We start from the raw sequence: 26,032 nt of genomic DNA, 5'->3' as shown, positions 1-26,032 counted from the left end.
CGTTCTGCCGTCATGTAACCTTTAATTGCGCGGGGTCGATCGGCAGCGCACGGATGCGCTTCCCGGTCGCGGCGAAAATTGCATTGCAGATTGCCGGCGCGACCGGCGGCACGCCGGGCTCACCGACCCCGCCGGGTGGCGCGCTGCTCTCGACGATGTGGACGTGAGTTTCAGGCGCAATATCGGCGCGAGCAACCAGGTAGTCGCTGAAATTGCTCTGCTCGATGCGCCCCTGCTTGATGCTGATATTGCTGTAGAGCGCGTTGCTGATGGCCATGATCACGGCGCCTTCGAGCTGCGCGCGGACGCGGTCCGGATTGACGACGAGGCCGCAATCAAGGCCGATATCCACCCTGGGAATCGAGAGTTGGCCGTCGCTGCCGACCGCGACCTGCACGACCGCTGCTGCGTAGCTCAGGAAACTGCGGTGCACGGCGACGCCGCGTCCGTGCCGCGGCGGCAACCGACTGCCCCATTCACTGTTGCGCGCAACCAGGTCGAGGACACCCCGCAATCGGCCGGTGTCGACAGGATACGTGTCGAGCGACGCTCCGTAGTTGGGATAGTCGACATGCATGGCGGCGAAGTCGAGCTTGCGCGGCTCTCCCAACAACTCGCGCAGAAATTCGAGCGGGTCTTTGCCGGCCGCATGTGCAAGCTCATCGGCGAACGAGCACACGGCGAACGCATGGGGAATGTTGTAGACCGACCGATACCAGCCGATCCTGACGTGATTGGCCGCCGGTCCGTTTTCGCAACGGACGTTGGTGATCGCGTAGGGCATGTCGGTCACGCCCTGCTGAAGCTCACCGGCACTGCCGTATGTGACGTCTGGCTGGAAGGTCGCTTCGATGGCCGGAAAAACGGTTCGGTGCAGCCAGGCCGACGGGCGTCCTTCGGCGTCGAGCCCGGCTTCGAGATGTTGGGCACAGATCGCGTGATAGTAATCGTGCTGGATCTCGTCCTCGCGCGTCCACGTGAGCTTGACCGGTGCGTCAATGCGGCGTGACAGCAGTGCAGCCTCGGCCACGTAGTCGGATTTCGATTTTCGGCCGAATGCGCCTCCCAGCAGCGTCACATTGACTGTGACGTTTTCGACCGGCACGTCGAGGACCTCGGCGGCCGTCGTCCGCGCGGATTGCGGGAATTGGGTGGGTGCCCAGATCTCACACCCGCCATCGGCGAAGTGGGCGACGGCGTTCGGAACCTCCATCGGCGCATGCGCGTAATAAGGCACAAAATAGTCTGCCGAGATGCTGCGATGGGCGGCGCCGAGTGCGGCGTCGACATTGCCTTGGTTGCGTACGACTCGCCCCGGCTGTTTCGCCGTGGCCTCGAGCTCAGCCCGATAGGTCGTCGAATCGTGATTCGCGTTCGGGCCAAAATCCCAGGTGATCTTGAGCTTTTCGCGGCCCTGCTGCGCCGACCAGGTATTGCTGGCGATGACGGCAATGCCGCCGAGCGGATAGTAGCCGGACGGAATAGGGGTGGCCGGAATCTCCACCACCTGCTCGACACCTGGGACTTTAAGGGCGTCCGTGGCGTCGAAGTGCAAAGCTTTGCCGCCGTAGACCGGACAGCGCTCCACGGACGCGTACTTCATCCCGGGAAGGGTGACGTCGATGCCATAGGTCGCCGTGCCGCGCGTGATTGCGTCGAGATCGACTATGGGAACGGGTTTGCCGACGTAGTGCCGTTCGTTCACCGGCGTAAAACGCAATTCCATGTGATCGGGTGGCGCGATCTCCATTGTCGCCGCCATCTTGGCGGCATCGCCGAACGACAGCTGCCGACCCGTTGGAACGTGAAAAATCATGTGATTGCGCGCCTGGCAATCGTTTGCGTTGACGTTCCAGACACGGGCAGCCGCTGCCTCGAGCATCTGGCGGGCTGACGCGCCCGCCTCGCGCATCGGCTGATAGAATTGCCGCATGCTGCGGGAGCCGTCGGTGTTCTGATCGCCATATTTCGGATCACCCTGGGCCTGCACGATCCTGACGCGGCTCCAGTCGGCGCCAAGCTCATCGGCGAGCACCATCGGCAATCCCGTCTTGATTCCCGTGCCCATTTCCGACCGATGCGCGACAATTGTCACCAAACCGGTCTGATCGATCATCAGGTAGACGTTGGGTTCAAAAACCTCGCTCGCATGGGCACGAGCCGCGAGAGCCGGAAAGTTGCTGAATCCGATCGTGAAGCCGAGAACGAGGCCAGTGGCGCTGCCGGCGACGACTTCGCGCCGACTGAGGTTTACAACCCTCGTCATCAGATCGTCTCCGCGGCTGACTTGATCGCGGCGCGAATCCGCACGTAGGTGCCACACCGGCAAATGTTGCCTGACATGGCATCGGTGATCTGCTGATCCGTCGGCTTTGGTGTCTCCTTGAGGAGAGCCGCGGCCTGCATGATCTGGCCCGGCTGGCAGTAGCCACACTGGGGCACATTGTGGGCGCGCCACGCGCGCTGGACGGCATGCGTGCCATCGGAGCTTAGTCCTTCGATGGTGACGATCTCATGCCCGGCCGTGGCCGACAACGGCGTCACGCAGGAGCGCACCGCCTGTCCGTCCATGTGCACAGTGCATGCGCCGCAAGCACCGATGCCGCAGCCGAATTTGGTACCTTTCAACCCGAGAATGTCGCGGATCGCCCAAAGCAAAGGCATCTGCGGATCGGCATCGATGTCGTGCAAGGCACCGTTGATCTTGACTTGTTGCATATGAATAGCCGATGTTGACGACATACCCAAAGCTAGTCGCCGCGGCGAAAATTAGCTTGAGAGCCCTTGTCTTTTGTTGATTGCGATTGCTGCGATCGCTCGTTCTGAACTGAGACGGCTTGCTCGCGCGAACCGCGCCCGTCTGGGCTGTTTCAAGCAAGAACTCGCTGATTGAAACAATTGCCAACAAGCGTTCCGTCCCGGCGTCGCCGAGAACGGTATGGGAATGGACATTCTATTTGCGAGATCACGCCGGATGAACGTCTCGACTAGCGCGGCGATTGTGATGCTCACCACCGTCGGGGCTGCCGTCGTGTGGGCGCAGGAGACAGGCACAACGCTTTCGCCGGCCGCCTTGAAGGAAATTGCGCGGGTTGAGGCCGAGATCGACCGGATCGAAGCAGAAAGCCTCCAGCGGCTGGCGGCGTCACCTGATAATCAGGTGCAGCAGATCGAACTGCTCGGCAAGTTGATGCTCTATGACAAGGAGCTGTCGGTGAATCGCAATGAGGCGTGTGCGTTCTGTCACACACCCGAGACGGGCTTCACCGGCCCGGTGTCCGAGCTCAATCGCACGACCGGCTCCTATCCGGGTTCGGTGCGCACCCGCTTCAGCAACCGCAAGCCGCAATCGCACGCGTACGCGCCGCTCTCGCCCGTGCTGCATTACAATCCCGGCCAGGGCGATCTCGTCGGCGGCAATTTCTGGGACATGCGCGCAACGGGCCGCCGACTGGGCAATCCCGCGGCCGAACAGGCGGAGGGGCCACCGACCAATCCCGTCGAAATGGGCCTGCCCGATTTCGCTTGTGCGGTGCATCGCGCGGCCCAGCGGCCCTATCGCGGCTTGTTCGAAGCCGTCTGGGGTCAACAGGCATTTGCCATCCAGTGGCCCGCCGACGTGGAGCAGGTGTGCAGTCAGCCAGGGCCAGCGGCGGCGAACAATCCGATGCCGGTTCACCTGACGCCGATAGATCGCGGCCGCGCCGCGACAACATTCGACCAGATGGCGCAGTCGATCTCCAGCTATGAAGCATCGGCGGAGGTGACGGCGCTTACTTCCAAGTTCGATGCGGTGCTGGCGGGCAAGGCGCAGTTCACGCCGCAGGAACAGGCGGGTTACGCGCTGTTCCGCGGCAAAGGAAAATGCAACAATTGCCACCGCGATGGTGGCCCCGGCGAAGATCCGCTGTTCACCGATTTCACGGCGAGCAACATCGGCACTCCGGCAAATCCACGCATTCCGTACTACGCCGAACAGCAACCGGACGCACGCGGCTATCGCGCCAATCCCGCAGGCTCATCCTATGTGGATCCGGGTGTCGCCGGCTTTCTCACCGCCGATCATCTGCTTAGCCAACCTTCGTCCGTCGATGCGCTCTGGGCCCCGCTCGCGCCTGAGAATGTCGGCCGCTTTCAGGTGCCGACGCTGCGCAACGTCGACAAGAGGCCTTACCCGGACTTCGTCAAGGCTTACGGCCACAACGGCTATTTCACGAGTCTCAAGTCGATCGTGCATTTCTACAACACGCGTGACGTGCTGCCGCGCTGCGGTCGCAACGACCCGGGCGAGGGGACTGCGTGCTGGCCGGCACCGGAATCCACCCGCAACTTGAACACCAAGTTCGTCGGACGCCTCGGTCTTTCCGACGAGGAGGAGGATGCACTGGTCAGCTTCATGCAGACGCTCAGCGACGGGTACATGCGACGGTAGTCATCCCGTGGGTCGAATCCACCGTCACGTCGCTGTCGGCGCCAACGGCAACTCTCTCAATTGTGCTGAGGTGTGGCAGGCGAGGGGCTGAGAACCGCTGCAGCGGTGCTCGCGATCTCGGTGTCGGTCTCCTTGCTCAAGCCGGCAACACCGACTGCACCCACGACTTCGCCATTCACGCGTATCGGCATGCCGCCGCGTAGCGCCATGACGCCGGCGGTAACGAATGCCGTCCGGCCCCGGTTAATGCTGTCCTCGATCTCCCCCGTCGGCCTTTGCAGCCGTGCAGCCGTCCGCGCCTTCCCGATGGCGAGATCGACGCTTGCCGGGCGGACCCCGTCCATTCGCTGGAATGCAAGCAGATCGCCGGCGGGATCAACAACCGCGATGGCGGACGGCGCTTTCCGTTGTTGCGCCATCGTCTCCGCGGCTCGCAGGACTGTCTGGGCTCCGGTCTGATCGAGCAGCAGCATTTTGACGGTCTGTCCGTGGGCCGACATGCAGAAGAGCGCAGCGACTATTCCGATGCTGACTTCAGTCTTTGTCATTTGTGCTCACTTCAAGGTCTCCAGGTAGGAGATGACATTCTCGCGATCTGCCGCTTGCGGGAGGTTGACGAACATCTTGGTTCCATGGACGTCGGTCGCGGGATTAGCGAGGAACTGATCGAGAGTATGTTCATCCCATGTGATGTTCGCCGCCTTCAGCGCCGGCGAATAGTTGTAGCCTGGCTCGGATCCGCTCTTGCGGCCGAACACGCCTGCCAGCGAAGGGCCGATCTTGTTTTCGCCCGGTGTCGTCGAATGGCATCCGGAGCAGCGCGCAAATACCTGCTTTCCCGCGGCAGCGTCTCCGGCGGCCTGGGCCGGCAGGGCAACCAGGGTTGTGCCGACTACCGCAATGACGGAGAGTGCCGGGATGATTGCGACCATCGGTTTTCGCATTGTAAGTACCTCGCGTGTGGAATTGCAGCGCCAATCTAGTTGGCTCGTCACAAATTTACTTGGCGCGGCTTGCTGCAGTGTGCCGTTCTTGCCCTTGTGATTGGCAGCTGTGGGACGCGACTGATCGACGTCAGTGCATAGAACGAATTGCGCAATACCAAGCCGAATACGGCAAAAATCCTAAAGTCATCAGTTCAACGGATCGATAGGTCTTGGTCGGTCGGTTGTCTCCTCCCCCGTATCGCAACCGGCTTGGGCGCGGCTGGCCTCCCCCGAGTGCGGTGGCCGGCCGCATTCCCTTGACCCAATCGGGACACGCAAGAGGAAGAGATTGTGGCAACAACGGCCCTTAACGTGAACGGCAAAACCATCTCGGTAGCCGTCAATGACCCCGACACGCCGCTGCTCTACGTCCTGCGTAATGAGCTTGGCTTGCACGGTCCGCGTTTCGGCTGCGGTCTCGGCCAGTGCGGCGCCTGCACCGTGCATGTTGATGGAGCGCCGATCCGCTCGTGCGTCACCCCGTTGTCGGCGGTCAAAGGCAAGATCGTCACGCTTGAGGGCCTCGGCACCAGCGCAAAGCCGCATCCGCTTCAGGAGGCCTTCATCCAGGAGCAGGCTCTGCAGTGCGGTTACTGCATCAACGGCATGATCATGCAGTCCGCCGCCCTTTTGGCGCGCAATCCGAAGCCGAACGAAGGGGAGGTCAAAGCCGAATTGGCGAACAATCTTTGCCGTTGCGGCACACACTTGCGCATCGTGCGCGCGGTCCTGCGCGCCGCTGGCATCTGAGGCAGGCCCATGAATCAGATCGACAGACGCTCGTTGCTGCAGGCAGGCGGCGCGCTCGTTGTCAGCTTTTGCCTGCCGCTACCTTCGAGCACAGCCAAGCCTGTTTCTGGACCGAAATCCGTCTCGCCGGATCGGGTCGATGGCTTTCTGGCCATCACGCGGGACGGCCGCATCACGGTCTATTCCGGCAAGGTCGATCTCGGCACCGGGGTGCGGACGGCACTGACTCAGATCGTCGCCGAGGAGCTTGACGTTCCGATGAGCCACGTCTCGCTCGTCGAGGGCGACACCGCGTTGACCCCCGACCAGGGCGTGACGTCCGGAAGTTTCTCGATTCAGAATGGCGGGATGCAGTTGCGCCGGGCCGCGGCGACTGCGCGCCGGGCTCTCCTCCGTCGGGCGGCCGCCCGTCTGCGGCAGGATATTTCCACGCTCTCGATTCATGATGGTGTCATAACTTCCAGAGGTGGCAATCGGCTGCCGATCGGCGGGGTCGTGGACGGCACGACATTGGCACTCGCTGTCGCCAAAGACGTGCGGCAAAAGTCTCCCGATGCTTACACGATTGTCGGTAAGGCTGTGCCTCGGCTGGACATTCCTGACAAGGTAGATGGCCGCTTCACCTTCATGCAGGATTTCAAACTGCCGGACATGTTACACGGCCGGGTGGTACGCCCGTCAGGATTCGGTGCCACACTCCTGTCCTATGAGGAGTCGTCAGTCGCCGACATCCCTGGCCTTGTGAAGGTGGTCCGCATCAATAACTTTCTCGGCGTCGTTGCGAAAAGCGAGTGGAGCGCAATCAAGGCCGCGCAGCAATTGGCAGTGACCTGGTCCAAGTGGGAGGGGTTGCCGGACCAAAGCAGAATATGGCAGCACGTGCGCAGCACCGCGGTCGTGCGCGACGATGTCACCAGCCGCATTGGCGATTCTCATTCTGCGCTCGAAAGCACACCACACAAGCTTGCTGCAACCTACGAATTCGCCATCCATACCCATGGCTCCATTGGCCCCTCCTGCGCCGTGGCAACGTTCGCCGACGGTAAGCTGACGTGCTGGACAGCCTCGCAAGCAACGCACGACCTGCGCAAGCAACTCGCTGCCACGCTCGCGATACCCGATGCAGACGTGCGCTGCATCTATGTCGAAGGGGCGGGGTGCTACGGTCGCAATGGACATGAGGATGCTGCGGCCGACGCGGCTCTGCTGTCGCGCGCGGTCGGCAAGCCGGTGCGCGTGCAATGGATGCGCGCGGACGAGCACGGCTGGGATCCAAAGGGACCACCTACACTTCTCGATATGCGGGCCGGGATCGATAAGGTTGGAGGCGTGGCGGCCTGGGAATCCGAGCTCTACGTGCCGGATGGAACCGCCGGCTTCGTGAAACTGGTCGGCTCCGAGCTCGCCGGACTCGATAGTCTCGGCAAGCTCAGCCCAGGTGGGGTGTTGAACGACCTGGCAGTCCCGTACGTCTTTCCGAATGTCACGACGACCGCCCACCGGTTGGCATCGACACCGCTGCGGCCGGCCTGGATCCGCTCACCCGGACGGTTGCAGAACACGTTTGCGAACGAGTCCTTTCTAGACGAGATCGCCGCCGCAACGGATACCGATCCGCTCGACATTCGGCTGAGACATCTCACCGACGATCGCGGCAAGGAGCTTCTCGAGCGGCTCGCCAAATTAAGCAAATGGCGTGAGCGCCCGAGAAGCGATCGTGGTGCGGACATCGTGACGGGGCGCGGGCTTGCCTATGTCAAGTACGAACTGGTCCGGACCTATGTCGGCGCAGTCGCCGAGGTGGAGATCAACCGCAAGACTGGACAACTTGCGGTCAAGCGGTTCTATGTCGCGCATGATTGCGGACAAATCATCAACCCTGACGGACTACGGAATCAGATCGAAGGTTGCATCGTTCAGACGGTGAGCCGCACTTTAAAAGAGCAGGTAACATTCGATCGGTCGATGGTCACAAGCCTCGATTGGGCGAGCTATCCAATCCTGACCTTTCCGGAAATTCCGGAGGTCGTGATCGACCTGATCGATCGGACGGAAGAGGTCCCTTGGGGTGGCGGGGAGCCGGCCTGCGCGGTCGTCCCCTCGGCGATCGCCGGCGCCGTTTTCGAGGCAACGGGCGCGCGGCTGCGTTCTGTGCCGTTTACGCCCGCCAAGGTGCTGGCGGAATTAGGAACGAAATTGATAAACCGATAGGACGCCACCGAGACGCGCGGCGAAGGCTGTAGAGGAAGAGCTGCATAGCAGCGAGAGCCGGCTTCCGCTCATTATTGACGCAATTCCCGCGGCTGCTGGGGGCGCTGCCCGATGGTCCAGCGCTTTTGTCAATCAACGTTGGCTGGAATACGCGGGTATGCCCCCCGAGCAGCCAGCCGGCTGGGGTTCGCAAGGCCCGAGGTGCCCGAAGCGACCTCGGAAAGCCTGTTCAACGCGCTCTACACCACCAAGCAGGGTGGCATGGGCATGGGGCTGAGGCCGAATAGGCCGCGCGGCGCCATATTCCAGTTTCCAGATGCATGCACGCGAGTCTTGACCGACCGGACATGTAACGAACCGCCGATCCGGCGCCAAACTGAATCAAACACGCCGTGGTGAATGTCGAACGATCGGAGTCAGAAATCGCAGCCCTTGTGGCTTCGCGGTTCAAAGCTTCCGGGGCCGCTGCATTCCAACCTAAGCTCGCCTGCCGTCCTGTCTGCCAAGCACGCAACGCCACGCCGCCAGGCGCTCGGCCGGATGCTGCTTCATCCACTCGGCGAACTGCGGCGCGCCTATCAGGCAGGATTGCATCGAGACGTCAGCGAGGTCCGAGCTGGTGACGGTCTGCTCGTGGCAATCTGCCGGAGAAGAGAGACTGCAGAGCACGGCGATGATCCTGATCACGAGAGGGGCGCCCGCTCGCTCCGATGGGCTTTGGCTGCTTCAACGTGCGAAGCTTTCTCGGCTCGCCGCTCGTAGTCGTCGGCAAGGGCCTTAAGCTGACCCGCAATCGCTGAGTCGGTCATGGTTTGGGCCGCGCGAAGCAAAGTGCGTGCTATCTCCAAATATTCCTTGCCTCGTTGTGGAATATCGACTGTCATAAGGGCCTCGTGTTGTTCTCTGGCAGCCGGTCGAAAACGATTTGGAGCCAGCCCAGCCAATTGCGGTCACTTTCCCTGCGAGCTCTGAAGCGATCGACGCACTTTTTGGAACAAAGCGGCGTTCGCCACGAGTAGTGTCGGACGAGACCAAAGTGGCCGTCACAGACTGCGCATCGCGCGGCTCTGCCAGATCCAGGACTTGCGGAGCAGCTAGGCATTGTAGTCTCCTTTTGGTCCCATCGTCGCTCGCTGTACGTCGTGATCCTTTTCTCACCGCCGCACGTCATGTGCCTTGCGTTTCTTTCAACGCATCCAGCTAAGACGATTGCGTTCAGCGGCTCAATTGAACCTAGGTAATCGTCCAGCATCGAAAGGTGCCACGGAACGATACGAAGGTTTTAAGGCGCTCGCCTTTGCCTGACTAACGGGTTTTGAGGGGGCGCCCGTCAGACCTTTGCCAAAAAAGCCGCACGGGCGTGTCTAGGTCAACGACCGCCGTGTCCCTCAAGAGGCGGGTGCTCACCCTCATTCGCGCCAGGTCATTCTGTCCGCCTCGCTGAGACGAACTCTCCATGCTTGCATACTGAGGTATAAGGCAGGCAACCGAAGTATGGGAGCGACCACCACCGAGTATGTGTGGCCGAAACGAGTGATTTAGCCGCCTTGATCTCATTACGATTGAGCAGTCTCGGTTGGGTGACCTAAATGCTCTGGTGGAGACAGGGCATGAAAATGGAACGACGATGCTGACCTACTCGTTCGATGTCAATGCTGCAGGGATGGCCGAGTGCGCCGAATCCGCCGTCTTGCACGATCGCCAGCGGCAGGAAGAGACCGGGGTGCTGCGCATTGATGCACCTCACTTCGAGAACAATCGTCTGCCGCGCGACGGACGCGGCGTACAGCTATGTGATCGCGGGGCTCACAAAGCTGGTCGCCACGCCATCGAGATATTTCCTGTTCATGCTGTCAGTCGTCGGGCGTTTGCCTCGGATGGGATCAGCGTCGAGATAGTCCGGTGTATCGCACATGAGAGGGTCGAGTTCCGATTCTGTGCACCGTGCCATCTGCTGCTTGTTCACGAGGAGGGCATTCGTGACCACGGCGAGACGGTCGTTCGGACCCTGCCGCCTTCGAAGCTGCGAACGCTCAAACGCAAGCTCACCTTCGTGCCCGCCGGACATGAATACCAAGACTGGCAGCAGCCTCGTGTTCCCAGTCGTATGACCTGCTTCTATTTTGATCCGGCCAAGATGCCGATCCATGCCACCGATGCGTATTCACGGGCCTCTCAACTTGCGCCGCGCCTATTCTTCGAGGATCGCGGGCTGTGGGATGCCGCTACCAAGCTCACGGCAGCGATCGACCAAGGCTGCGCAGACGAGCGTTATTGTGAGGCGCTTGGTGTGATTGTCGCGCATGAATTGATGCACAGCCACGGCCATTCTCCACGCCGCGAATCATTGATCAGGGGTGGGCTGGCTGTCTGGCAACAGCGTGCTGTCACCAGCTATATCGAGGAACACTTGGCGGAACCTATCTCACTCGCTGCTCTGGCGGCGCTCGCTCGTCTGAGTTCGTACTATTTTTGCCGCGCATTCAAGCAGTCATTCGGCATGCCACCACACCGGTACCACATCAATCGTCGCATCGAACGTGCGAAGGCGTTGCTGGGCGATCGGGGACAGTCGGTGACCGACATCGGGCTCGCACTGGGGTTCAGCGAGACGAGCTCATTCTCGGCAGCGTTTCGGCAAATGACGGGAATCAGCCCGACGCAGTACCGCCGGAGCTTAGCATAAGTTGGACGAAGTCCCCGTGAGCTTATCCTGCGGGTCGACAAGCCACCTCAAGGCGCATCTAGCCCAGGCGCGGGCAGAACTATCTGAAGCGTGGCGCCTCGTGCCGCATTGGCGGTGGCCCAAATGCGCCCTCCATGTACTTCGATTATAGAACGGCAGATCGACAGCCCGATGCCCATTCCGCTGGCTTTGGTTGAGTAGAATGCCTCAAAGAACCGGTCCAGAGTCTCTGAGCCCAAGGTCGGACCCGAGTCGCGGACCATAAGCGAGACGCCGCCGTCCCGGTTTCTGCTGGATCTGATCACCAATTGTCGCGTCTCTTCGTCTACATCGCCCATTGCTTCGATAGCATTCATCACCAAGTTCATGACGACTTGCTGCAACTGAATGCGGTCTCCGCGAACTAACGGCACATCATCTGCAAGAGCGATCTCCAGAGAGGTCCTGCTTCTCATGATCTCGCCGCGCGTCAGAGCGAGTGTCTCGGTGATCACCTCGTTGATATCCACCTTCTCGATCTGCGCTGGCGTCTTTTTGACCAATGCTCGAATCCGGTCGATTACGTCGCCGACCCTGCGTCCGTCTTTAATAATGTCTTCGAGCGCCCTGGAGGACAGGTCCAGATCAGGGGGCGTCGCGCTGAGCAGGCGCAAGGCAGCATGAGCGTTCGTGACCAGCGCTCCAACGGGCTGATTGACCTCATGCGCCACAGAGGCGGTTAGTTGACCGACGGTCGCTACGCGATTTGCGTGCGCCAGATCGGCCTGGGCATCCCGCACGGCTTCGGAGGCCAGCATGTGATCTGTCAGGTCGCGAGCGAGTACAAGCGCGCCGTCCACCGCGTCAGTTTCAAGCTGGAGCGGTGAATAGGTCACGACCCAGTATCTCCGGCCGGCGGGGCCATCGAACCATTGACTGTAATTGAACTCTTCTCCAGCAAGGCACCGATCCAGATTCGGCTTGGCCAGTTGCTCGAAGGCGTCCGTTCCCATAGCTTCCGCAACGTGCATCCCGATGAGTTGGTCGGCGGGTATTCCCCAAACTCGCTGATGTGCCCGGTTGGATCGCCGATACCGGTAGTTCCTATCGATCACGGATACGACGTCTGGCAGCGTATCAAAGACATGTTGAGCCAGATATTCGGCGCGTTTGCGATCGGTGATATCCTCGCAGGCGACCAAAAGGACCGGCTGCTGCTTGAGTAACATACCTTTGGCGGTTTCGCGTACCCACAGGATGGTCCCGTCTTTGCGCCGCTTTCGCGCCTCCCAGCTTGTCGGCTCACCAAGGTGTTCCAGACAGCTGGCGGCTTTGCGCTGGACTGCCGGCCAATCGGATTCGTGAAACACCTCCCGGACGGAGCGGCCTGCCAGCTCCGTTGCCTCGTAGCCCAATTGGCCGGCGCCATAGGGATTGACCGACAGCACGGTCCCTGCAGCATCTAGCATGAAATACATGGTCGGATTGTGCTCGAACACCGCGCGCCACTGCTCTTCGCTATCGCGCAAAGCTTCGAGTGCGTGCCTGCGCTCCTGGATGTCGCCCGCGCTGGCGCACCATCTCAAGATCTTTCTTCGCTCGCTTAGGATCGGTACAACGCGGACAAGGAACCAACGATATTCGCCGCCAGCGCTTCGAATGCGTATTTCCTTCTCAAACGGCTTACCGGTTGCGAACGCGGCGCTCCACTCCTCAACGAGGTGATCCTGCGGATGTATTGCATTTAACCACCCCAGGTCCCGCAACTGCTGCGAGGACAAGCCGGTGTAGTCCCGGAACCGATTGTTGGAGAAGTCAGCGGCGACTTCCGGCGACATGTTCCAGATCAGTGCGGGCAGCCCGTCCAGGATCTGCACGAGCTCGTCTCGTGCTGACCGGATCTTTGCTATCAGGCCGGTTATAAGGAGCGAGGTGATAAGGAACGCGGCCAACGCGATCATGTCTTGCGGATAGTCGATCCGAAAGGCGAACAGAGGAGGTGTAAAGAAGAAGTTGAGGCATGCGACCGCCGCGAGGCACAGAGCGACGAGGGAAATAGGGCCGGCGGAGAGTGACAGAAGAGTAATCAGAATTAAATAGGCGAAGCCTGCGGAGACCAGGTGCACGTTCAGCCAAAAACACAGCTCGGTCAGTGCTGCCAGCGCGACGACGCCGACTAACAACCGCAGCACCTCCTGGACCGCATCCCGCATCATCAACCATGGCTACTGGAGATCTAAAGCCTCCTGATGGCTTTGGCTCCGAAGGCGGAAGTTCCGCAACCATACCGCTCGTTTAGGCCCGCGGGAAGGCCGGGATTAGCTGTCCTAGCGGGAGCGGCGAATGACAGGCCGCGGAGCGTGCGGGATTTGCCTGTCCCGCGGATTTCGTTACAATGGCACCTCGGCTTGACCGAGCCGATAGTGTTGAGATTTGCTTTGCTCGGGACCGGCTGCAGATGGTGAAGGACCATGATGAGGCAGCATAATTCGTCAACGAAGCCGGGGGTTCGCACGGACGAGCCGAACGTCTTCGTCATCGATGACGATGCGTCAATGCGAGAGGCGCTCGCCCGGCTGTTCTATTCAGTCCAGTTGAAGGTTGAAGTATTCGCGTCGACGCAGGAGTTCTTACGGGCTGAGCGGCCGGACGCTCCAGCCTGCTTGGTGCTCGACATCCGATTGCCTGGACTGAGCGGTCTTGATTTTCAGGCCGGGTTGATGGACGCCGACCTTCCTATTCCAGTCGTGTTCATTACGGGGCACGGCGATATTCCGATGTCAGTGCGGGCCATGAAGGCTGGGGCGATCGATTTTCTCACTAAACCGTTTCGTGACCAGGACCTCCTGGACGCCGTCTCGGCTGCGATCGAACGTGACAAGAAACGCCGCGATCATGAACACGCGATCGCGGACATGAGGGCGCACTTCGCATCCCTTACTGCTCGCGAGCGCGAAATCATGGCTTTGGTCGCCAGCGGGTTGATGAGCAAACAGATCGCGGCTCAGATCAATCTGAGCGAAATCACGGTGAAAGTGCATCGCAGCCACATCATGAAAAAGATGGAAGCGAGATCAGTGGCCGATCTGGTCAGGATGGCCGAAGCTCTTGGGGTAAAGCCCCCGGGTCTGCAGCACTAGCGGCCCTTTCGCAACCTAAGTATACTTCTCATCTCTATATTCAGTCCTATCATGCAGCTGTAGGCGGCCCGATAGTCGGGTGCGACTTCGGTCGCCCGCCCGCCAAAGGTAAGTCGCGTGGACAATGTTCCGATAATCTCGGTCGTCGACGATGATGCTTCAATGCGCACGGCGATCGCACGGTTGTTGAGGTCATTCGGATTTTCCGCGCGAGCTTTTGCTTCGGCGCAAGAATTCCTGTCCTCGCCCCAGTTGCGAGAAACGTCGTGCCTCATTACGGATGTGGAGATGCCGGGCATGAGCGGCGTTGAACTGCAGGAATATTTGATTGCTCACGGTCACAGGACGCCGATAATCTTCATCACGGCTTTTCCGGAGGACCGGATTCGAGAGCGGGCAATGAAAGCCGGGGCGATCGAGTTTTTGAGCAAGCCGTTTGATGAACCGCGGTTGCTTGAATGCCTGGAGCGGGCACTGGCCATGCGCCAAGATCGCCGGAATGACCCTTGATCAGATTGCGCGATTCAGCGAGGTCTGGCCTGAGCGAGTCAACGGGGACGGCCGGGCGATCCATAGCATAGTGCAGCAGCCTCGTCGGCCTCCAAAGCAACCTTTTGCGTGAGCATGACGTCGCCAGCTACCAGCGATCCCGTTGGCAAGAAACACCAGCCGACTACCGGACGATCTTGTTCGTCGATCTCAACTACTTTGCCGTCCGGGTCGTCAACCGCCGACAAGTCGCGGATAGAAAAGCATCTCTTGTGCGGTCGGATCGAACAAGCGTGCAATCCTGACCTCACCGGCTGCGCTACGAGCAGCGGGCGTAAATCCCCTACCGACAAGCCCTTTAAACCGTTCTTCTGCTTTGGCGAGAGCCTCGAGGTCGTTCCCGCCGAAGCTGTACCGGCTATCGCCAGAATGATCCATTACGATGTGCGTGTCGACAGCACGTCCTTGAAAGGTTCAGGCAGGCGACTGTTACTCCTTATGCGGGATTGTCCAAGGTATGGGAGCATTCATAGCTCCAGCGAGTCAGAAAGACTGTGGCGCTCACTCGCTGAAATAGAGCACGGAGCAACTCCATACACGCGCCGTCGGTTTTCTGCCGGACGATGAAGCGCTTGCCGCATGCTGAGGCGCGCAGATCCCGCCAAGTACATCCCCTGCTGCGAGCTGGCCGCTATGCCATATCGAGAGCGTCTGTCCGGGCATTAACTGAGAAACGATCAGCAGATCGAAGCAATCGGTGGCCAAAAGGGGCAATGGTTCCAAAGCGAATGCACATTATACTTGCCAGATCATCGGTACACGGCGCTTTGCTAACAACTCGGATCAACGGCCAATCAAGTGTTCTTACTCATCCGCACTCTCCGTGATGTCATCCGCAACGGCGGGCTAACAGTTGTCGGCCCCGACGGCCGACGCAGCTCAATCGGAAACGGGCCTTCTTCGCTGACGATTCGCATCGGAGAGCCTGCCGTGGCGCGCCGTATCCTTTTTAATCCAGACCTTGCCATCGGCGAAGCTTACGTGGACGGCACCCTCACAGTCGAAGGTGGCGACATCTATGATTTCCTGAACTTGTGCTTCACCAACCTCGGTTGGAGCAGCGGGACTGGGATCAAACGCATCCGCGCGTTGCTCGCTCGCTTGCTCCGACGCATCACCCAATACAATCCGATCAGCGTCGCACGTGCCAACGTTGCACATCACTACGACCTCTCGGACACTCTCTATGAACTGTTTCTTGAAGAAGGCCGGCAATATTCCTGTGCCTATTTCAGGGATCCAAGCGATACCCTCGAGCTCGCCCAGGAGCAAAAGAAGCGGCACTTGGCTGCCAAGCTCATGCTGCACCCAGGACAGCGGGTGCTCGACATCGGATGTGGGTGGGGCGGACTGGGACTTTACCTCGCGCAAGTTGCTGACGTCGACGTCACCGGTCTGACCTTGTCGGCAGAGCAGCATGCGTACGCGGAAAGACGAGCCAGCGAGGTCGCGCCGACCCATCGTGTCAGATTTTTGCTGAGGGACTATCGGCAGGAATACGGTCGCTACGACCGCATCGTGTCGGTCGGTATGTTTGAACACGTGGGCGTTGGACATTACGGCGAATATTTCGCAAAGGTGCGGGACCTGCTCGCTGAGGATGGTGTGGCGCTGATCCACACTATTGGTCGCGCAGACGGTCCAGGCGCCGCAAATGCCTGGATCAACAAATATATCTTCCCGGGCGGTTATGTGCCGGCGCTATCCGAGATTGTGCCCGCGATCGAACGCGCAGGCCTTTATGTCACGGACGTCGAGGTGCTACGGCTACACTACGCGGAGACGTTGCGGGAATGGCGCCGGCGCTTTACAGCGAACCGCTCACAAATCTGCGACCTGTATGATGACCGGTTCTGCCGCATGTGGGAATTTTATCTCGCCGGGTGCGAGGCCGCCTTCCGACATGGTGGTCTCTTGAACTTCCAAATACAGCTAAGCAAAAGAATCGACAGCGTTCCTTTGACAAGAGACTACATTACTGACTGGGAGCGCCAAAGCAGGCTCGCAATGAGGCGGCCTCGAACTTACCTGAACGCAGCGGAATAGCGCCGGCGACGCATAGCGCGGAAGGGGAGGCGGGTCCCGCAAAGACTTACCGGGAGCAAACTGTGCACCTACTGCCGCTCGTGCCATGACGAACGCAGTCGCCTTTGGCGGCATATCGGTAGCCGGCTATCGGGCATGTCCAGGAGGCCGAGATGAGGAGCCAGGCACTAGCCTGCACCATGCCGGCCCCTGTCTTCTTCCAACCGAAGTTTCTTTGTACTTTGCAAATTGAACGAGTCGATAAGCTATTAGCTTAGGCTCTTGCCAGGAAGTTAGAATAGCTCCGCACATAGAGCATGCCGCTCGATCAATGGTAGCCCCCTTCGTCGTATCCGCTTCGGCGACCTCGTAGATTGCCGAGCAGACCGGACATTCGATCTCATACAGTCTCATGACGGACCATCAGTCAGACAATGCTACGGGTATTCCAGCGGACGTAGTTCCGACGGCGCTTCAACGGGGAGTCGCCTGTCCGCCCCTGTCAGGCGTGGCTCGCAAACTGGCGAACTTCCACCGATATGCAGGGGGTTTGATGCCGGCAGTGAAAGCACTGCATGATTCGATCGCCGCGAAGTCCATTAGTCGCCCCGCGGGCCATAGTAGCTTTTTAACAAGCGATAACGTGAACCGCATCTTTCATAGACTTGATTCAGGCATCCTGATTGCGTGCAGAGATCGGTCCGTTCGCCACAATGAAGGCGTCCGAAGTGCAAGACAAGAAACCGCGAATTGTCGAAGTAGCCGGCGAAATAGCGTTGCGCCTTCAAGTCAGCTCCGCACATCCGCGCCAGTGAGCGTCGTATCTCCGTAGGCAACTGAGTGATGTTGTAAGGGTCCCAGACCTCATCCACGTGTGAACTGGCAAGGGCGAGAGCCTGTGGCGCGCGGTTGAGCAAGCTGAGCACAATTGCCAAATGCAAACGAGCGGACGAGCATGGCAATGAATTCCATGCGGCTTTCGCCGAACAACGGGTGTTTCGCGTCCTAAATGCTTTCATGATCAAATCCGACCATGACCCAGGCTATGATTCTACGCTTTGTCCAACTCAAGAACGCGATACGCTTCATCGAAGGTGGCCTTCCATCTTGGCAAAAGACCTTTCGTCAAAACTAATTGTTGCCGGGAAGGTGACTATGCTTGCATTGCGTTGTTTTGCACGTCGTTGCTGATTTCAGAGCCGGTGCGTCAACATTGGATAGGGAAACGGCGTGCTCTCCGAACAGGTGAACGCGATGTCCGTCTCTGGACTGCATTGGTCGGCGTTTAAGTGCGACCGAAGGCGAATCGGCAGTCTCTATCGAGATCTATTTCGTCCGCGAACTCGTGAAGGGACTTTGTCGACCGCGCCAGAGTTGTCTAGCGCAAGATCAAGCCTAACGCGGCAACAGTGACAAAGCCTCGCTTGCCACCGCTTGCTAGAGCGAGTGGGATTGGACATTGAACCCCTCTCGTTGTGGCCGCGCTGGATGGTCGCAGCAGGGGTCGACAAGGTCAATGGATGGTCTGCGGCTCTTCCGCGAACTGGAGAACTAGCATGCACAAGATTAAGATCCGAACGCGCTCATGCGGTCGAGGTCGGTAGACCAACCCTTCGTCAACACTGACGCCGCTTGCCCGTCACGCACTTGTGGACGCCTTTGGCATTGCTCAACATCGGGAGTTAGTAACATGTCAGGTGCCGACGGCGCACTGCGTTATTCGAACACTCGTCTTTGGCTGTTCCGAATATTTGGCTTCATACTTTCCCTTTTTGGCCTCGTACTTCTGATTGGTGGTATCTGGCTCGCGACACTCGGTGGCAGTTTATACTACGCCATCGTTGGAGCGCTCCTGGTAGCCTCGGGAGCGCTCACGCTAAGCGGTCGTGTAGAAGGGCTTCATGTTTACCTTTTTGCTTTCCTGATTACGCTTGTGTGGTCACTTTGGGAGGTCGGACTCGATGGGTGGGCCTTGGTTCCTCGCCTTGTGGGGCCGTTCATTCTGCTCGTCGTTGCCGTACTGCTTCTGCCGTCACGCTCACCGACAGGAAACCGGACAGGGCGAGGATATGCAGCAGCCCTGACGGCAATTGTTGCGATCGGTATCGCCATAGCGGTCCCAGTGGCGAAAGCTCCCCTTGTCCCGTTACCCATCCCGTTGGCACAAGGTGGCAGTGCCTACTTCGATCAGGCAATTGTTCCAGCAGCGACGGATTGGCCAACCTATGGCGGAGGCCACGGCGCGCAGCGGTACTCGGACCTCTCGCAGATCACCCCAGCGAATGTCAGAGGGCTCGAGCGGGTTTGGGTCTATCGGACCGGCGATATTCCGAAGAACTTTGGCGTTGAATTGACTCCTCTCAAGATCGGCGACTCCATCTATGGATGCACGGCGCGTCACAAGATCTTCGCACTGGATGCAAGGACAGGCCAGCAAAAGTGGATGTTCGATCCCAAGACGCCGCCGGAATATGCGCCTCCGAACTCCGCTTGCCGGGGGGTCGCTTACTTCAAGCAGCAGGACGCGCGGCCGGGCGAAAAATGCGCAGAGCGCATTATCGAAGGCACGCTTGATGCCAAGCTGACCGCGGTGGACGCCCTTACCGGCCTCATCTGCGAAGAGTTCGGCTCGAACGGCATCGTCGATCTGAATGAAGGCCTCGGACAAGTCATCCCTGGAATGGTATCGGTCACTGCTGCGCCAACCATCGTACGCGGTGTCGTTGTCACGGGCCAACAGGTGCAGGATGGACAGCGTCGATGGGCACCGTCAGGTGTCGTTCGTGGCTACGACGCAGTGACCGGCTCATTGCGCTTCGCATGGGATATGGGGCAGCCGGAAATTACAAAGCTTCCTCCGGCCGGGAAGACCTACACGCTGGGAACTCCCAACATGTGGTCGACTGCGGTTGCTGACGAGGCTTTGGGCCTGATCTATCTGCCCATGGCCAATTCGGCCGGCGACTATCTGAGCGCAACCCGGACTGCAGAAGAGCGGAAATACAATTCATCGGTGACTGCGCTCGACGTCGAGACAGGTAAGCCACGCTGGGTCTATCAGTTCATCAAGAACGACGTGTGGGACTACGATACACCCGCCCAGCCTAGCCTTGTTGATTTTCCCGCACCGAACGGCAACGTGCCGGCTCTGGTTCAAACAACAAAGCAAGGCGACATCTACGTTCTCGATCGCCGTACCGGACAGCCGCTTTCACAGGTGGCGGAAGTTAAGGCGCCTCAAGGGGGAGTGGAGCCCGCCGAGCGTTCTCGGACACAGATACGCTCGCTATACAATACGACGCAAAAGCCCGACATCACGGAGGCACAGATGTGGGGTATTTCGCCAATCGATCAAATGATTTGCCGCATTCAATACCGGTCGGCACATTATGATGGCATATTCACCCCCCCGAGTGTTGATAGGCCCTGGATTGAGTATCCCGGCAACAACGGTGGGTCTGACTGGGGCAGCCTTTCAGTTGATGTTCGACGTGGCGTGATTGTGCTCAATTACAATGATCTGCCGAGCCATTCGACACTCGTGCCTCGCGCCGTAGACGATAGGCTAGGCGTATTCTACTTGGGAGATCCACGTTACAAGGGCCCCGGACCTGGAGACAATCGCCCACAGGCAGATTTACCATATGGCATTTCGGTCAATACTGGATGGGTCATGCCCACCGGGGTCATATGCAAACAGCCGCCCTTCGGCGGAATTCGCGCCATCGATCTAGCAACTGGCAAGACCTTGTGGGATCGCCCCCTCGGGACGGCGCAGCGTAACGGGCCTTTTGGGATCCCCTCAATGCTGCCGTTCGAAATCGGACTACCTAACAACGGCGGTTCGGTCACGACCGCGAGCGGGTTGATCTTCGTTGCAGCCACGACCGATGATTTCTTCCGTGCCATTGATCTCAAGACCGGAAAAACTGTCTGGTCAGATCAGCTCCCGGCAGGAGGTCAGGCAACCCCGATGATCTATGAGGTTGGCGGAAGGCAATTCGTCGTTATCATGGCCGGCGGACACCATGGCATGGGCACTCCCGCCGGCGACTACCTCATTGCTTATGCGCTTCCTGAGGCCGCTCGCTGAGCTGACCTCATGCGGGCGGTGCGCTTCAAACTTTCGGCGAACTCACGGTCATCGAATTGGCCGAAGTCAGTGGCCCGGCCAGCGGCCAAGCTACGGCGCTGGTGCGGATCGGGGCGGCCTCGACTATGTGGCTTCATCAATGCTTGGAGGATCAGTGGCTGGGAGCGTCGCGGAGTGCCTATTGGACGCAGCGTCGCACCCAGTCCCGGGATCCCGACTTGTGCAGTCTGGCGGCCAGCTCCTGTCCGCCACACCCTCAGCCGAGCGCGGGATGGTCCATCTTCGCCGAACACGATGGACTATTTTCCGACGGCGAGACTAGTGGTGGCAATGGCACAGGCTGGCTCCCAGAGGCGCTGCTATCCAGAGTTCATCCAGGATGATGAATTCCATCCGGGTCAGAGGTTCGGCGAGCCGGCCCTGCCGTCCGTTGCGTGTCTCTATCTCGAGGCGATTGACGAGGTCGACCACATTGTAGAGCGGCTACGGGCGCGAGCGCAATTCTCGCTGTGAAAGACTGACCTTTGAGGGAGCTGAGCGGCCTTCGGGCCGCGACGGCTCTAGAATGTGTACTCGTAAATCAAGGCTCGCGAGCGCGGTTTGACCCATGTCCGCTATCCGGCGCTTTGCGGACTCAAACCGGAGATTCCCTAATTTCCGAAAAGGGCCACAAGATCAGTTCACCAAACTTAGCGAAGGGCACCTTTGCTGGTTGTCCTCTATGTGAACGACATTTTAATTGAAGCCTTGCGGTTGTCCCCCCATCTGAACGGAGAGAAAGGAAGCCAACCATGAAACTGATGACAATCGTTGCAACTGTATTCGCCCTCTTGAGCACGGCCGCCCTGGCGCAACCCAGAATGGGAATATCCCGATCTACTGTGGGGACAGCCACCGCTCCGTCAATAGGGGTGTACAACCGGCCGTTCGGTACGACGAATGTAGTCCCCACCTGGCGCAACACTAATCCTCCAGCGGCTGGAGCGCCCACTTTCGGTAGCGCACCCTCCAGCTCTGGGGTGCGATGAACTGTTTGTGAAGTTCATCGAGCCGCGCCCTTAGGCCGACACGGACTCTGCTGCAAGCAAGGTCTTAAAGATCGCCAACGCGGCGGAGGCGGTCCATGATGGTCGGCTTTTAAATTGAGCGGATCGATGTATGTCTACGCCAGGTATTTAGGAGTGCTGCCGTTCTCGGTAGCGATCGGGGCGGTTCGGTCAGCAAGACCGCGCTGGGGTTCGGGGCGCCGGCCGCATGATGACGCCAGCCATCTTCAGCACCGCTTTCAGCGGTACGCGTTTCGGGCCTCGCTGGGATTCTACGACCTAGCGATCGCGGCGCGCTCGATAAGGCGGCGCTGGAGGCCTCGAGCGCGGGCAGCGATGTAAGAAAAAGGATCGTGAGAGCTATCGGTCATCTGGTTCTCCGCGTTTAATTCCGGCGAAATCGGCAGCCGGCCCACTACGTAGGGGCGGCCTATTGGAAACAACTAGAAGCCGGAATCCAGCTGCCGGTCAGCCAGCGCGCCTGGTGCTGGTCCGGGAGTCCACGACGCTCTGCGCGCCGTATGGCTTTCTCGATCGAGGCGAGTAGCACGTAGGAAGGGGCGGGCGCGGGCCGGCCCATCGCCGTCATTTTACAAAGAGCAACCGGCTGCGCGACACGAGTGCCAAGCGTGCGCTCGATCTCGGTTTCGGATATGCGCTCTTACGTCGGAAGCGTCGCATCGGCCTCGATCAGGCCCCGCTGCTTGAGCTCGGCCCAGAATTGCGGAGGGATCTTGGTCCGCAGCGAGTTCCAGTCCTCCATGATCTGTCGGTCGCTGCGCGCTCCGACGACCAGCGCGACGGCGACGTCCGGAGCTGCCGAAAACTGGAGCGCAGCGGTCCGCAGGTCGACGCCGAAACGATCGGCGACCGCCCGAAGCTTATCGCGCTTTTCGATCGCGGCGGACGGGATCCTGAAGTTCTCCTTGCCGTAATTGTAGCGAGGGCTCCCGGAAATAAAGCCCGCGTTCAAGGAGGAGCCGATGACCAGCGAGATGTTCTTTCTTCGGGCAACCGGAAAGAGCTCGTTGACTGCACTGGCATGATCGATCAGCGAATACTGTCGTGCGCACAGACAGACGTCCGGATCGGCGTCTTCCATGACCTTGAGGATGGGCAGCGGCGTATTCACCCCGATCCCCCAGGCTCGTATGATGCCCTCGTCGCGCATCTTGGACAGGGCCGGGAAGGCGCCTTTGCGCGCTATCTCGTATTGCTCCTCCCAACCGTTCGGGAAAAAGGCGAAGTCGGGAGAGATGTCGTGCACGAACGCGATGTCCAGACTGTCGACGCCGAGCCGCTGGAGACTGTCCTCGATCGAGCGGCGCACGCCGTCGGCCGTATAGTCGAACACGACGTCGTTCGGTGAATCGGAGAGCGGATAGATCTCTGCGTGACCGTTGTTCTTCGAGGCTTTGAACAGCTTTCCTACCTTCGAGGAGAGGAGATAGTCCGCGCGGTTCTTGCCGTGCAGAAGGCGGCCGAAGCGCCGCTCCGCTAAGCCGAACCCATACCAGAGCGCGACGTCGAAATACCGCACCCCTATCTGCCATGCCGCCTCGAGCGTTGCGTCGGCTTCCCTGTCCGTATGTTTGTTGAACTCGTTACCGAGCGAAACTCCCCCAGTCCGAAACGGAATTGAGGCTGGAAGATCTGCTGCGCGCGATTGGGCATGACGTCGGTCCTGTAGTTCAGAAGGGCGATGTCGTGCTCCTGGGCGGCGACATCCGTCCGTTCGACAACGTGTTCGTCGGCGCGAAGGTCCTAGTTGCAGAGAAACGCGCAGTCTGCCGGACGGCCTTAATTGCCTAGGTTCGCGGGAGACCACGAAGACGGCGGCAAGCTCCCAAGGGACGATTTTCGCCCCTGTTGAGCTCTGGTTTCACTCGACCTCTGTGGCGGCTTGTACAGATCGGGAGATCATGAGCTTCATGATTAATCGATCGCACGCGGGCGTCAGCCCGAAGCCAACTCCGGCATCGACGACGAACTCTTCGGTTCTGTAGTCTACGACGCCAAAAAGCTGTTGCGACTGCTGATCGAACGGCAGAAGGCCTTCGATCGCGCCGTAGTCCGAATACATTTCCGCCGCGACCGCCCACGTTTGTCGAGGTTGGGCGAGTCGGAAGGCGGGAACGAAGTCGAGGTTCTTGAATCCCGTCCAGGAGTTGTCGAGAATCGGATTGACGATGAAGTCGAACTCGCCCAGGTGCCACCCCAGGATCGGTCTTATCTTCGAGGTGAAGCGGTAGGAATCCCAGTGCTGGGAGTTGTAGCTGAACTCGAAGTTGATGCCGTAGAAGAAGGTTCGGTCGGCCGCATGAGGCACGACGAAGAGTTCGCGGACCTTGAATCCATCGAGGACGGGTCCGTCGCCATTCGCTACGCTGAGAGTGGCAGGTAAAGGCCCTGCTCGAACCAATAGTCACGCCGTAGGCCCATTCCGGCACGCCGTTCAGGGTCTGATTGGGCACCAGACCACCCGGGAAGCGGGGCGTCTTCAGGCCCGATGGCGTGAAGTTGTTGCTCACCATCAGGTTGAACGTTCCGGGCGTGGCGATCTGCGCGTCGTAGACTTCGATCTCATCGGTCTGCGGCCAAGCGCTTGCAGCGACCAGAAGACGAAACCAGACAGGCTGCAACCGCCCGTCCGACAACTTCCTTCGATAGCCTCATCGCCCCGCCACCTCCATTAGAACCATTCTAAAGAGGTGGGAACGGCCCGGCAAGGCCAGGGGCGAGCTGGTCGTCGCTCTGCAATCCTGGCGGACCCTTCTCTAGGAAAGCCGTGGCTCCCATTTCGCGCCGCGGTCGAAAAGGGTGCGCATGCACTGCCGATGCATTGCCGGTACCGCCGCTGCGAGGCGTCGGTAATCCGAAAGTCCATGGTGTTGTTTGTTGCGGCGAGAGCGGCCGGCGCCGCACTTAGCCCGGTTACATGCGGCTCATTACGTAATCGCGATAGCAGAGCAGATGGCCGTCGATGAAAACATGTTGGTCTGCGCGCGATTATTCGGCGCAATTTGATAGCGCCGGACGATCGATTGCTTCCAAGGCTTGCGTATCGAAACAAACCGCATTGATTCTATTGTAGCCCCGTGTACCCCCAAAGCCCTATTAGTCCTAAGCTGGGAGAAGGGGCCGGGCTACATTTAACGACTAAGCCATTGTAAACACTGGTGCCGGCTGAGGGGATTGAACCCCCGACCTTCGGTTTACAAAACCGCTGCTCTACCGCTGAGCTAAGCCGGCCACTTTGCTAGGAGCCCACGCGGGTTCCGGCTGGCGCCGGCGCATCCGCTTGTGCGCGGTCGCAATACCAGACTTGTCCGGGAAGTGCCAGAACCTGGCGGCGGCGTTGCGGGCATGAAACAGGCGGCCCTTTGGGGCCGCCTGAACCATTTTGCCTGACTTTGGGCCTACTGGCAGAGGTGTTGCCGGCCGTCTCCCCCCTTGAACCAAGTGCCGGGCCTGCACACGATGCCGTTGCGGGCTGCATAGGCGTCCCAATTGCCGTACCAGCCGGGCCCGCCGCGGTCGTAGCTCGCATAGGAATTGCCCCAGCCCTGGAACGGTGCGGTGGCGACCGCTGCCGCGGTGCCGACGGCGGCGCCGGCGACCGCGCCTGCTGTGTCGAGCGGCCAGAAGCCCGACTGGTCATTCACCTGCCGATGCGCCATGTGCCGACGCCGATAGGCGCGATCGGTGGTCGGATTGCCGGCGCCAAGATTCTGGCAATTGGGATCCTGGAAGAGTCCCGTGCAGCGGGCCGAATTGTCGGCCGTGGCTTGCGCGAAGGCCGGTGTTGCCAGCGTGGTCGCGACGATCGCGGCCAGGCCCAGAAGTTTCAGGCTCGTCATGGCGTTTTTCTCCATGTTGTTGAGACCTGTGCTAAGTGCGACATTCGGCAGTCGTTCCGCGGTTTCCTGGATGCCGGGTCACATCGACGTGAGCCCGCACAGGATGTGCAGTTTATCCCGCGCAACCCGGCGCGCCCGCCTTGGTGCGAGGGGGGTGCGTGCCGTTAACGTTTCGCTAGTGCGCCCGGCGGCATTTGAGCCGCTATCGGCCCTTGTGCGTTAGGCTTACCGGCATTTGGTGAGGGAGCCTTAACTCTCTGTCCGTCGTGATCGGA

Annotated in this window: 20 protein-coding genes, 1 tRNA gene and 2 pseudogenes; 10 read left to right on the top strand and 13 right to left on the bottom strand. The window is 59.8% G+C overall.

The window, feature by feature from the left end; all coding sequences use genetic code 11:
• Nucleotides 1-10: 10 nt before the first annotated feature.
• Together ACP2YP_RS24835 and ACP2YP_RS24830 are read right to left on the bottom strand one after the other, a co-directional pair.
• Nucleotides 11-2,266: a molybdopterin cofactor-binding domain-containing protein gene (locus ACP2YP_RS24835; RefSeq protein ID WP_426426260.1), complete on the bottom strand. Its 2,256-nt coding sequence runs from the start codon at nt 2,264-2,266 to the stop codon at nt 11-13.
• Complete coding sequence (locus ACP2YP_RS24830; RefSeq protein ID WP_426426259.1) at nt 2,266-2,718, bottom strand: (2Fe-2S)-binding protein; 453 nt, start codon at nt 2,716-2,718, stop codon at nt 2,266-2,268. Before ACP2YP_RS24830 ends, ACP2YP_RS24835 begins: the two co-directional genes overlap by 1 nt.
• 256 nt (nt 2,719-2,974) lie before the next feature.
• On the opposite strand from ACP2YP_RS24830, the gene ACP2YP_RS24825 reads away from it, so the two are divergent.
• A complete protein-coding gene (locus ACP2YP_RS24825) occupies nt 2,975-4,432 on the top strand; it encodes a cytochrome-c peroxidase (RefSeq protein WP_426418913.1) in 1,458 nt (485 codons plus the stop codon).
• A 56-nt stretch (nt 4,433-4,488) separates the two neighbouring features.
• Here ACP2YP_RS24825 and ACP2YP_RS24820 read toward each other — a convergent pair whose 3' ends face one another.
• Both ACP2YP_RS24820 and ACP2YP_RS24815 read right to left on the bottom strand, forming a co-directional pair.
• A complete protein-coding gene (locus ACP2YP_RS24820) occupies nt 4,489-4,980 on the bottom strand; it encodes a GlcG/HbpS family heme-binding protein (protein WP_426418912.1) in 492 nt (163 codons plus the stop codon).
• A 6-nt stretch (nt 4,981-4,986) separates the two neighbouring features.
• Complete coding sequence (locus ACP2YP_RS24815) at nt 4,987-5,364, bottom strand: c-type cytochrome (protein WP_426418911.1); 378 nt, start codon at nt 5,362-5,364, stop codon at nt 4,987-4,989.
• Between the two features lie 342 nt (nt 5,365-5,706).
• On the opposite strand from ACP2YP_RS24815, the gene ACP2YP_RS24810 reads away from it, so the two are divergent.
• Nucleotides 5,707-6,168: a (2Fe-2S)-binding protein gene (locus tag ACP2YP_RS24810; protein ID WP_426426258.1), complete on the top strand. Its 462-nt coding sequence runs from the start codon at nt 5,707-5,709 to the stop codon at nt 6,166-6,168.
• Nucleotides 6,169-6,177: 9 nt separating this feature from the next.
• Nucleotides 6,178-8,379, top strand: a complete 2,202-nt coding sequence (locus ACP2YP_RS24805; protein WP_426418910.1) for a molybdopterin cofactor-binding domain-containing protein — start codon at nt 6,178-6,180, stop codon at nt 8,377-8,379.
• A 477-nt stretch (nt 8,380-8,856) separates the two neighbouring features.
• On the opposite strand, the gene ACP2YP_RS24800 is transcribed toward ACP2YP_RS24805, so the two are convergent.
• A complete protein-coding gene (locus tag ACP2YP_RS24800) occupies nt 8,857-9,066 on the bottom strand; it encodes a hypothetical protein (RefSeq protein ID WP_426418909.1) in 210 nt (69 codons plus the stop codon).
• Nucleotides 9,063-9,263: a hypothetical protein gene (locus ACP2YP_RS24795; RefSeq protein ID WP_426418908.1), complete on the bottom strand. Its 201-nt coding sequence runs from the start codon at nt 9,261-9,263 to the stop codon at nt 9,063-9,065. The genes ACP2YP_RS24800 and ACP2YP_RS24795 overlap by 4 nt, the downstream gene beginning before the upstream one ends.
• A gap of 743 nt (nt 9,264-10,006) precedes the next feature.
• Between ACP2YP_RS24795 and ACP2YP_RS24790 the strand changes: the two genes are divergently transcribed.
• Nucleotides 10,007-11,065 carry a helix-turn-helix transcriptional regulator gene (locus ACP2YP_RS24790; protein WP_426418907.1) on the top strand — a complete coding sequence of 353 codons (1,059 nt, stop codon included), beginning with the start codon at nt 10,007-10,009 and terminating at the stop codon, nt 11,063-11,065.
• 47 nt (nt 11,066-11,112) lie between these two features.
• Here ACP2YP_RS24790 and ACP2YP_RS24785 read toward each other — a convergent pair whose 3' ends face one another.
• A complete protein-coding gene (locus ACP2YP_RS24785; protein WP_426418906.1) occupies nt 11,113-13,260 on the bottom strand; it encodes a PAS domain S-box protein in 2,148 nt (715 codons plus the stop codon).
• A 258-nt stretch (nt 13,261-13,518) separates the two neighbouring features.
• Here ACP2YP_RS24785 and ACP2YP_RS24780 point away from each other — a divergent pair, with 258 nt between their 5' ends.
• The gene (locus ACP2YP_RS24780) at nt 13,519-14,184 is read left to right on the top strand and encodes a response regulator transcription factor (protein WP_426426256.1); all 666 of its coding nucleotides are present in this window, start codon (nt 13,519-13,521) and stop codon (nt 14,182-14,184) included.
• Nucleotides 14,185-14,301: 117 nt separating this feature from the next.
• Nucleotides 14,302-14,694 (top strand): response regulator transcription factor, encoded by a 393-nt coding sequence (locus ACP2YP_RS24775; protein ID WP_426418905.1) that lies wholly within the window; start codon nt 14,302-14,304, stop codon nt 14,692-14,694.
• 213 nt (nt 14,695-14,907) lie between these two features.
• On the opposite strand, the gene ACP2YP_RS24770 is transcribed toward ACP2YP_RS24775, so the two are convergent.
• Nucleotides 14,908-15,111: a hypothetical protein gene (locus ACP2YP_RS24770; protein WP_426418904.1), complete on the bottom strand. Its 204-nt coding sequence runs from the start codon at nt 15,109-15,111 to the stop codon at nt 14,908-14,910.
• Between the two features lie 552 nt (nt 15,112-15,663).
• Here ACP2YP_RS24770 and ACP2YP_RS24765 point away from each other — a divergent pair.
• The gene (locus ACP2YP_RS24765) at nt 15,664-16,779 is read left to right on the top strand and encodes a class I SAM-dependent methyltransferase (RefSeq protein WP_426418903.1); all 1,116 of its coding nucleotides are present in this window, start codon (nt 15,664-15,666) and stop codon (nt 16,777-16,779) included.
• Nucleotides 16,780-18,448: 1,669 nt separating this feature from the next.
• Nucleotides 18,449-20,851 carry a membrane-bound PQQ-dependent dehydrogenase, glucose/quinate/shikimate family gene (locus tag ACP2YP_RS24760; RefSeq protein ID WP_426418902.1) on the top strand — a complete coding sequence of 801 codons (2,403 nt, stop codon included), beginning with the start codon at nt 18,449-18,451 and terminating at the stop codon, nt 20,849-20,851.
• A 366-nt stretch (nt 20,852-21,217) separates the two neighbouring features.
• Here the strand turns inward: ACP2YP_RS24760 and ACP2YP_RS24755 are convergent.
• Nucleotides 21,218-21,328, bottom strand: a pseudogene (locus ACP2YP_RS24755) (IS21-like element helper ATPase IstB); the annotation flags it as partial.
• A gap of 371 nt (nt 21,329-21,699) precedes the next feature.
• On the opposite strand from ACP2YP_RS24755, the pseudogene ACP2YP_RS24750 reads away from it, so the two are divergent.
• Nucleotides 21,700-21,879 (top strand): annotated as a pseudogene (locus ACP2YP_RS24750) (hypothetical protein); the annotation flags it as partial.
• A 679-nt stretch (nt 21,880-22,558) separates the two neighbouring features.
• On the opposite strand, the gene ACP2YP_RS24745 reads toward ACP2YP_RS24750, so the two are convergent.
• On the bottom strand, nt 22,559-23,536 hold the full coding sequence (locus ACP2YP_RS24745) for an aldo/keto reductase (protein WP_426426254.1): 978 nt from the start codon (nt 23,534-23,536) through the stop codon (nt 22,559-22,561).
• Here ACP2YP_RS24745 and ACP2YP_RS24740 point away from each other — a divergent pair.
• Nucleotides 23,536-23,709 (top strand): hypothetical protein, encoded by a 174-nt coding sequence (locus ACP2YP_RS24740; RefSeq protein ID WP_426426474.1) that lies wholly within the window; start codon nt 23,536-23,538, stop codon nt 23,707-23,709. The genes ACP2YP_RS24745 and ACP2YP_RS24740 overlap by 1 nt on opposite strands.
• Before the next feature lie 70 nt (nt 23,710-23,779).
• On the opposite strand, the gene ACP2YP_RS24735 is transcribed toward ACP2YP_RS24740, so the two are convergent.
• The 3 genes from ACP2YP_RS24735 to ACP2YP_RS24725 form a co-directional block, all read right to left on the bottom strand.
• Nucleotides 23,780-24,226 (bottom strand): hypothetical protein, encoded by a 447-nt coding sequence (locus ACP2YP_RS24735; RefSeq protein ID WP_426418901.1) that lies wholly within the window; start codon nt 24,224-24,226, stop codon nt 23,780-23,782.
• A gap of 848 nt (nt 24,227-25,074) precedes the next feature.
• Nucleotides 25,075-25,149: transfer RNA gene (locus ACP2YP_RS24730), tRNA-Thr, on the bottom strand.
• 167 nt (nt 25,150-25,316) lie between these two features.
• The gene (locus tag ACP2YP_RS24725; RefSeq protein ID WP_426418900.1) at nt 25,317-25,757 is read right to left on the bottom strand and encodes a hypothetical protein; all 441 of its coding nucleotides are present in this window, start codon (nt 25,755-25,757) and stop codon (nt 25,317-25,319) included.
• Nucleotides 25,758-26,032 lie beyond the last annotated feature (275 nt).

The sequence above is a fragment of the Bradyrhizobium genosp. A genome (genome assembly GCF_049949275.1).
GTDB lineage: Bacteria > Pseudomonadota > Alphaproteobacteria > Rhizobiales > Xanthobacteraceae > Bradyrhizobium.
Note: the sequence above shows the minus strand (reverse complement) of the source record. Positions and strands in the feature narration are given on the sequence as shown.

What these genes read in the sequence shown, in the direction of transcription:
- ACP2YP_RS24835 (WP_426426260.1), bottom strand. Translation starts at nt 2,266, where the DNA reads ATGACGAGGGTTGTAAACCTCAGTCGGCGCGAAGTCGTCGCCGGCAGC.
- ACP2YP_RS24830 (WP_426426259.1), bottom strand. Translation starts at nt 2,718, where the DNA reads ATGCAACAAGTCAAGATCAACGGTGCCTTGCACGACATCGATGCCGAT.
- ACP2YP_RS24825 (WP_426418913.1), top strand. Translation starts at nt 2,975, where the DNA reads ATGAACGTCTCGACTAGCGCGGCGATTGTGATGCTCACCACCGTCGGG.
- ACP2YP_RS24820 (WP_426418912.1), bottom strand. Translation starts at nt 4,980, where the DNA reads ATGACAAAGACTGAAGTCAGCATCGGAATAGTCGCTGCGCTCTTCTGC.
- ACP2YP_RS24815 (WP_426418911.1), bottom strand. Translation starts at nt 5,364, where the DNA reads ATGGTCGCAATCATCCCGGCACTCTCCGTCATTGCGGTAGTCGGCACA.
- ACP2YP_RS24805 (WP_426418910.1), top strand. Translation starts at nt 6,178, where the DNA reads ATGAATCAGATCGACAGACGCTCGTTGCTGCAGGCAGGCGGCGCGCTC.
- ACP2YP_RS24795 (WP_426418908.1), bottom strand. Translation starts at nt 9,263, where the DNA reads ATGACAGTCGATATTCCACAACGAGGCAAGGAATATTTGGAGATAGCA.
- ACP2YP_RS24790 (WP_426418907.1), top strand. Translation starts at nt 10,007, where the DNA reads ATGCTGACCTACTCGTTCGATGTCAATGCTGCAGGGATGGCCGAGTGC.
- ACP2YP_RS24785 (WP_426418906.1), bottom strand. Translation starts at nt 13,260, where the DNA reads ATGATGCGGGATGCGGTCCAGGAGGTGCTGCGGTTGTTAGTCGGCGTC.
- ACP2YP_RS24780 (WP_426426256.1), top strand. Translation starts at nt 13,519, where the DNA reads ATGAGGCAGCATAATTCGTCAACGAAGCCGGGGGTTCGCACGGACGAG.
- ACP2YP_RS24770 (WP_426418904.1), bottom strand. Translation starts at nt 15,111, where the DNA reads ATGGATCATTCTGGCGATAGCCGGTACAGCTTCGGCGGGAACGACCTC.
- ACP2YP_RS24760 (WP_426418902.1), top strand. Translation starts at nt 18,449, where the DNA reads ATGTCAGGTGCCGACGGCGCACTGCGTTATTCGAACACTCGTCTTTGG.
- ACP2YP_RS24725 (WP_426418900.1), bottom strand. Translation starts at nt 25,757, where the DNA reads ATGACGAGCCTGAAACTTCTGGGCCTGGCCGCGATCGTCGCGACCACG.